Consider the following 6,804-nt stretch of genomic DNA (forward strand, 5'->3'; position numbering starts at 1 on the left):
CCAACATACATTTTTTATTATTAATCAAAATTGTTTTTATTATAAAATAAGCAATTTAAAGAATTTTAAAAAATTAATCATCAACCAAAAAATATGTTAATCATCAACTAGTAAATATGTTAAATCGGATGTTATCTAATGAAATATTCAAAACACAATTGAAAACATGACAATTTTAATTTCCAAACATACTGAAAGCAAATTAATTCAAACTTGAGTATCCAAACATTATTTATTATAATATTCGCAAAATTTTCCAGGGTATGCGGAATGCCCTAAACCACAATAATAATCAACTATTCCTCCAGAATCAAAATCACCAACTATCCCCCCATGATCATCAAGAAATTCTTCGTAGAAATATCTGCATCCAAAACCGCAATACCCCGCTTCCCCATTCTCTATCATTTCTTTACGAATCATTTCCTGTTCTTTTCTGATTTTAGCTTCTTCCTCTAATTTCCTAGCTCTTTCCTGTTCTTCCCTCTTCCTTTTTTCCTGTGCGTCCCTTTCTTTTTTTAATTCAGTTTTTATGTAATCTTTGATTTTATCTTCATTCATGTTTTCTTTTCTATAAATTATCTTATTTTGCAGATTGTCTTTAATGGAAGATAGGTATTTTTGGCCAATATTATTTTTTCTTATTTCCGATTTGATTTCTTCTGATTCGAGTATTTCATCAATCATTTTCAATTTTTTTCTTTTCTCTTCTTTTTCCTTATCCATTTTTGTTTTGTATTCAACTATCAGCTGGTTCACCCTATATTCGACACCGCCGCTTGTAATCTGACCGGAGTCAATTTCTTTTTCCACCTGCAGCCTGATGGCTTTTCTTGTTTTAGCATAATCCAAACCGTAATAATCCAATGTTTTTTTAAAAGCATTGCCGAATGACAATACTCCTCCAAGAATTGTATTAAGTTTTTGTTTGGCTTTTCTTTTTTCAATATTGACTGTGTTCTGATTTGGTGAATGATAATTCTGTTCAATATAGGATTTTTCTATTCTAGTTCCGCAATTGCTGCAGAAATTGTCGTTCTTATTTAATTTAGACCCGCAGTTAGTACAAAAATTAGCCATGTTCTACCCCTTTAATCATCTACTAAAATAAGTTTAAGTCAAAAAAATTATAAATATATGTCGAAAAATTTGTTTGAAGCGAATCTTTTCAACCCCAATATTCGAACTGAAAAAATTATATACTTACCATTCTATTAAAAGAATTTTCAATAAGTATTAAAATAAAATTTTATTTAATTTTAATCATTAAATAAGAGTCATTTTGGATATCAAAAAAATAATTTCCGAAATTTATAAAATAACCCATTATTTATATGGAAAATCAAAGATTAAAAGAATTAATTTTTAATTACTTTAAGTAATAAAAATAGAAAACTTTATATACTAACAAAAAGTAAATAAAATACATTCATAGGAAATTCCTAAAAAGGAGTGTGAAAACTATGGTAGATTCAGAAACTATTGATGCAAAAATTTCAGATAAACAAGAAGAATTTGAAGAAAAAGTTGATGATGTAGAAGAAGAAACTGAAGAAACCAAAGATACCTTCGAAGATAAAAAAGAAAAAGGAAAAAATATTGCAGACAATGTTATTGCTGATTTATCAAAAACCATTGATGAATTTAGAGAAAACATTAAAAACATGCAAAAAAATGCAGATCAAAGATATCAAGATTATAAAAAATCAACAGTACAAACTTTAGACATTGATTTAGTAGAAACCAAAGACTTTTACTACATCAAAGCCGCAGTTCCTGGTGTTAGCAAAAAAGATATTTCTATCGAAGCAGGTGACAATGACATTACCATCGAAACAACTTTCACCCCATACATTGAAGAATTCGATGAAGAGGATGAAGCTGAATTAATTGTTTCTGCAATTAAATCAGGAAGATGTGTAAAAACTGTAAGATTTGAAAACAGCATTGATCTTGAAAACATCAAAGCAAGATTCAAAAACGGAACTGTTCTCATTACCCTTCCAAAATTAGTTATACCAAAACATAAAGTAAAAGTAGAGTAGTCTTTCTACTTTTTTCTCACTTTTTTTACAAAAATTTAAATACCACTTTTTTCAACTATTAATCCATGAATGAAAAAATTGCACTTGCCCCATGTAACGGAATGAGTCCGAACGGACTGGTTTGCCGTGTTGCAGTCGGGGACTTTAAAAAGGAAAATGAAAATGCAATATCCATTTGCATGGGTTCTACTTCTGCAGATATTGAAAACAAAAACACAAAAATGCTTAAGAAATATCCGATAATAGCCATTAACGGTTGTTCAAATAACTGTGTAAACACTATTTTAGAAAACAAAGGTGTTGATGTTTTTAAAAGCATTAATGCAAGTGATGTTTTAAAAGATTGTGATGTTTGTGCCCGTGATCCATTCAGATTGGATGATGAGGCAGAAGAGTGTGTAAAAATAATTAAAAAAGAGTTGGAAAACTCTTTATAAATTCTAGTATCTTACTTTTCCAATATGTCTTGTTGCACCTGGATCTTCATCGTTGAAGTGTGCCAAATAATATACGAACCATTCAAGTGGAATTACAAGTATGAATGGAGATAATAGCTTATCGACATCAGCATAATCCTTCAGGTCAAACAAGATTGTTTTAGCTTCAAGGTTCTCACAAAAGTCAATTGCCTTTTGTGTAATTTCATCAGATTCCAAATCAGACCTTAAAATGATAACCGGAACATCTTTTTCAGCCCTTTCAATAAGACCATGTCTGAATTCAGCTGAATATTCCGGACAGGCATGTTTTATTGCCCCTTCCATCAGCATTGTCATTGCCAATTTGTAGGCAAGGCCGAAGTTTGGACCGCTTCCCAGACAATAAAATATGTCTTCTGAAGCATACTTTTCAGCTAAAGCCTTATTTTCATCTTCAGTCAATAACAGTAATCTTTCAATCATTTCAGGCATTTCAATGAGTTCAGTCAATAATTGAGCCTTATACTCATAGTCAGATGCCTTAAATAGGATATAGTAAAGGCTTGCCAATTGGGTAATATAGGTTTTGGTGCCTAAAATTGCTGTTTCTGTTTCACATCTTGTAACAATTGGAGTTTTAGCTTCTTTAATCATTGAACTTTCAGGTTCATTTGAAATGGAAACAGTGTGTAGGCCAAACTCATTAGCTCTTCTCAGGGATGCCAATGTATCTGCGGTTTCACCTGACTGAGAAGTAAACACTGCAAGTGAGTTCTCGTTTTCGACTAATTTCTTGTTATAGTAAAATTCATAACCGGTATACACTTCTATATCTATATTTGTACTTGACATTCTTATTGCATCACGTACACTGTAACAGGTTGAGATAGAACTTCCACATCCAATCAGATATACCTTATCCGCTTTTAAAACCAAATCGGATGCTTCGTCCAATTTTGGCATTTCAGATTCAAAAGTCCTTTTGAGTGAATCCGGCTGCTCCATCATTTCATCATACATTTTATATTTCATAGCTTAAAACCCCTTTAAAATTAAATAATATTAATAATATATTGTTAATCAATATATAAATATGTTTATTAAAAAAATAAAATAATGATTAGTATGGAAATCGATTTATCTTTAATTGGAATGGAAAAAGGAAGGCAATACGAAACAATAATAACCACCCAAAACAATGAAGGAACAAAACATGCCGCACCGATTGGTGTTTTATGTTCAGGCAAAGATACAATTTTAAACCGCATATTCAAAGGAAGTCACACTTTAGACAATATAGTATCCCAAAAGGAGTTTGTTGTCAATATTTGCAATTCACCGGAGCTATTTACAGAATCACTAATCGATGATTTGGGTGATGAACATTTCAATGATGATTTGTCCCTTAAAGATGCTGATGCATATTTCAGATGCCGAGTAATCAAATTGACTGAAGCGGTAAAGCAAAGCGATCCCATCAAAAGCAGCGGCGAAGCCATTGTGATTAAATCAGAAGTTGTCGATTTGACAATAAAAAAAGAAACTGCTGCATTCAATCGTGGATTTGGCTATGTCATTGAGTCCTTAACCAATTTTTTACGTTTCGATCTGGTTGAAGGCGAGCAGAAGGAGTTTTATATAAAACGTTTCAATGAAGCATATCGCATTGTTAATAAGGTGGGAACCAAACAAGACATTAAAGCAATGCATAAAATAAAAAAAGAATTGAAAAATAAAGGCCATGACCTTTAATTTCGTATAACATCCATAAATTCAAAGCTGTCACCATCAAACAGTCCCTTGTCTGAGAGTTTAATTGATGGAATTACCAATAGGGACATGAACGCCATTGTCATGAATGGTGCGGTAAGCTTGCATCCCAAAGCGAAGGCCATTTTTTGCAGGGATTCTAATTTTTTTGCAGTGACAAAACCGTCTTCATTGCTCATCAGTCCCGCAATCGGAAGTGACAGGGACCCCTCAAAGTCATCGCTGACTACTGCAATTCCACCCTTATTGTCTACTACCTTATTCACGGCTTCCGCCATCTTTTGAGATGAGCATCCAATCACAACAATATTGTGTGAGTCATGTGCAATTGATGCCGCCATAGCTCCTTTTTTAATGCCGAATCCCTTAATGAAAGCATTTGTAAGATTATTTGACCCGTGACGTTCAACGACGGCAATTTTCAATACATCTTCTGATATGTCCGGCTGGAGGATGCCTTCTTTTGTTGTGAGTTTTGCGGTTGTCTTTTTGGTTATCAAATCTCCGTCAAAACATTGAATAACATTTACCTCACATTCATCGCCGTCAAAATAAATGTTGAAATCTTCAGGGGATTTTTTATCCACATTGATTGAGTTTACAACTTCCACATCCTCAACATCAAACAGAACATTTTCACCGTCGAAAACGCATTCTCCGGAAATGTATGTCTTCAATATATTGAAGTCAACAAGGTTATCCACAATGATAAAGTCAGCCTTTGAACCTGTGACGATTGAGCCGCCATCAAGACCGTAATGAGCCGCAGGATTGATTGTAACCATTTCAATTGCCTTGATTACATCAACACCAAGGTCAACTGCCTTTTTAACTGATTCATTTAGATGTCCGTTAATCAAATCTTTCGGATTTTTGTCATCGGCAACTATAAAATCAAAAATAGGTGAGTGGAGACGTCTTGAGAGCACCTCATTAGGTATGATTCCAAAACTGTCCTGATTTTTGTAATATTCAATACGTTGTGAAAAATCAAAGAGGTCATCCATATTTTTAGCAGATGATCCGTCACGAACCATAATTTTCATTCCTTTCTGCTTTTTTTCAATAGCTTCTTGAAAACTACTGCATTCGTGGTCAGTGACTATTCCCTGTTCGATATATCTGTCCAATTCTCTTCCGGAAACCAGAGGCGCATGACCGTCGATAGGTTTATTGTACATTCTTGCAATTCTAAGTTTCCTTAAAACTTCCTCATCCGCACCGATGACACCCGGAAAATTCATCATTTCGGCAAGTGCAACAACTTCGGGTTTTTGAAGCAGATATTCTATATCCTCAGAATCTATCACTGCACCTGATGTTTCAAATGCAGTTGCAGGAACGCAGGAAGGCGCTGAAAAATAAAAATTAAACGGAACAGTGGAAGCGTTTTCAATCATGAATTCAATTCCATCAATTCCATGAACATTTGCAATTTCGTGTGGATCGCATACAACAGAAGTTGTACCGTGTCTTACGGCAATTTTTGCAAACTGTGCAGGAGTCATCATACTGCTTTCGATATGAATATGAGAATCTATAAGCCCCGGAAGCATCAGACCTTCCACATCAATTTCAGTTTCTTCAGTAACCTGGATAGGAACAATCTCTTTAAAAATTCCATCTTCAATCGTTATTCTTGCAGGATATACTGAATCGGTTAAGACATCCAATATATATGCAGTGAATTTCATTTTTATTCCTCATGCAAAGCATTATAAAGAAGTGGCAAGAATGTACCGATATCAGTTACAATGCCTAAAACCTGAGCACTGCCCCTATCAGACAATTTGGTAACAGTAGACGGATTGATGTCTACACAGATACTTTTAACCCTTGATGGGAGAAGATTTCCTGTAGCAATTGAGTGAAGCATTGTAGCTATCATAATAACCATGTCAACTTCCTGAGCATATTTCCTCATCAGCTTTTGGGCTTCAGTAGTGTCTGTTATAACGTCTGGAAGTGGTCCGTCATCACGAATGGAACCTGCAAGTACATATGGAACGTCGTTTTTGATACATTCATACATGATTCCACCTGTCAGTGTCCCATCATCAACGGCATTCTGAATGGAACCAGAACGATTGATTTTATTGATTGCCCTCATATGGTGAGTGTGTCCGTGAGCTACGATTTTTCCGGTTTCAACTTCTATACCTAGAGAAGTTCCGAAAAGATTAGATTCAATATCGTGAGTGGCAAGAGCATTTCCAGCCATGATAACATCAATGTAACCTTCCCTTACCAATGCTGCCAGATATTTGCCGGAACCTGTGTGTACAATAGCAGGACCTCCAACAATACCTATTTTTCCGCCTTTGGCCTTGATTTCCTTCATTTCTTTGGCAATACCATATATCAAATTCATCAATGGCTTTTCAGAAGACACATCACTGTTCATGAACTCGAATACCTGCTGTTCTTCCCTTGACCTGTGTGGAGGAGTTACCCTAACACCGTCAAGACCTACAACAATCATGTCACCTTCCTTAACATCGGCAATTGGTTTTACATAAGCTCTAGGAACATCCTCATCAACGACGACAAGACAGTCCATTTCAATCTCT

7 protein-coding genes are annotated in these 6,804 nt (G+C 34.6%); 3 read left to right on the forward strand and 4 right to left on the reverse strand.

Features of this window, described 5'->3' with window-relative positions:
• Positions 1 to 228 precede the first annotated feature (228 nt).
• Entirely contained in the window at positions 229 to 1,080 is an 852-nt protein-coding gene (locus ACJMLH_RS01285) for a zinc-ribbon domain-containing protein (protein WP_405274128.1), read from the reverse strand.
• A gap of 383 nt (positions 1,081 to 1,463) precedes the next feature.
• On the opposite strand from ACJMLH_RS01285, the gene ACJMLH_RS01290 reads away from it, so the two are divergent.
• Positions 1,464 to 2,045, forward strand: a complete 582-nt coding sequence (locus ACJMLH_RS01290) for an Hsp20/alpha crystallin family protein (protein WP_405274129.1) — start codon at positions 1,464 to 1,466, stop codon at positions 2,043 to 2,045.
• Between the two features lie 65 nt (positions 2,046 to 2,110).
• Positions 2,111 to 2,482 carry a putative zinc-binding protein gene (locus ACJMLH_RS01295; RefSeq protein WP_405274130.1) on the forward strand — a complete coding sequence of 124 codons (372 nt, stop codon included), beginning with the start codon at positions 2,111 to 2,113 and terminating at the stop codon, positions 2,480 to 2,482.
• Between the two features lie 3 nt (positions 2,483 to 2,485).
• Here ACJMLH_RS01295 and ACJMLH_RS01300 read toward each other — a convergent pair whose 3' ends face one another.
• Positions 2,486 to 3,496: an SIS domain-containing protein gene (locus tag ACJMLH_RS01300; protein WP_405274131.1), complete on the reverse strand. Its 1,011-nt coding sequence runs from the start codon at positions 3,494 to 3,496 to the stop codon at positions 2,486 to 2,488.
• 93 nt (positions 3,497 to 3,589) lie between these two features.
• On the opposite strand from ACJMLH_RS01300, the gene ACJMLH_RS01305 reads away from it, so the two are divergent.
• Positions 3,590 to 4,216, forward strand: a complete 627-nt coding sequence (locus ACJMLH_RS01305) for a DUF447 domain-containing protein (protein WP_405274132.1) — start codon at positions 3,590 to 3,592, stop codon at positions 4,214 to 4,216.
• Here ACJMLH_RS01305 and ade read toward each other — a convergent pair.
• The gene (ade, locus tag ACJMLH_RS01310; RefSeq protein ID WP_405274133.1) at positions 4,213 to 5,928 is read right to left on the reverse strand and encodes an adenine deaminase; all 1,716 of its coding nucleotides are present in this window, start codon (positions 5,926 to 5,928) and stop codon (positions 4,213 to 4,215) included. The genes ACJMLH_RS01305 and ade overlap by 4 nt on opposite strands.
• A gap of 2 nt (positions 5,929 to 5,930) precedes the next feature.
• On the reverse strand, positions 5,931 to 6,804 hold an 874-nt coding region (locus ACJMLH_RS01315; RefSeq protein ID WP_405274134.1), incomplete at its 5' end, for a TIGR00300 family protein.

The organism is Methanobrevibacter sp. (assembly GCF_045116495.1).
In the GTDB taxonomy this organism is placed as follows: domain Archaea; phylum Methanobacteriota; class Methanobacteria; order Methanobacteriales; family Methanobacteriaceae; genus Methanocatella.

Excerpts from the sequence above, each read along its gene's own strand:
- ACJMLH_RS01305 (WP_405274132.1), top strand. The coding sequence starts at position 3,590 with ATGGAAATCGATTTATCTTTAATTGGAATGGAAAAAGGAAGGCAATAC.
- ACJMLH_RS01285 (WP_405274128.1), bottom strand. The coding sequence starts at position 1,080 with ATGGCTAATTTTTGTACTAACTGCGGGTCTAAATTAAATAAGAACGAC.
- ACJMLH_RS01295 (WP_405274130.1), top strand. The coding sequence starts at position 2,111 with ATGAATGAAAAAATTGCACTTGCCCCATGTAACGGAATGAGTCCGAAC.
- ade (WP_405274133.1), bottom strand. The coding sequence starts at position 5,928 with ATGAAATTCACTGCATATATATTGGATGTCTTAACCGATTCAGTATAT.
- ACJMLH_RS01300 (WP_405274131.1), bottom strand. The coding sequence starts at position 3,496 with ATGAAATATAAAATGTATGATGAAATGATGGAGCAGCCGGATTCACTC.
- ACJMLH_RS01290 (WP_405274129.1), top strand. The coding sequence starts at position 1,464 with ATGGTAGATTCAGAAACTATTGATGCAAAAATTTCAGATAAACAAGAA.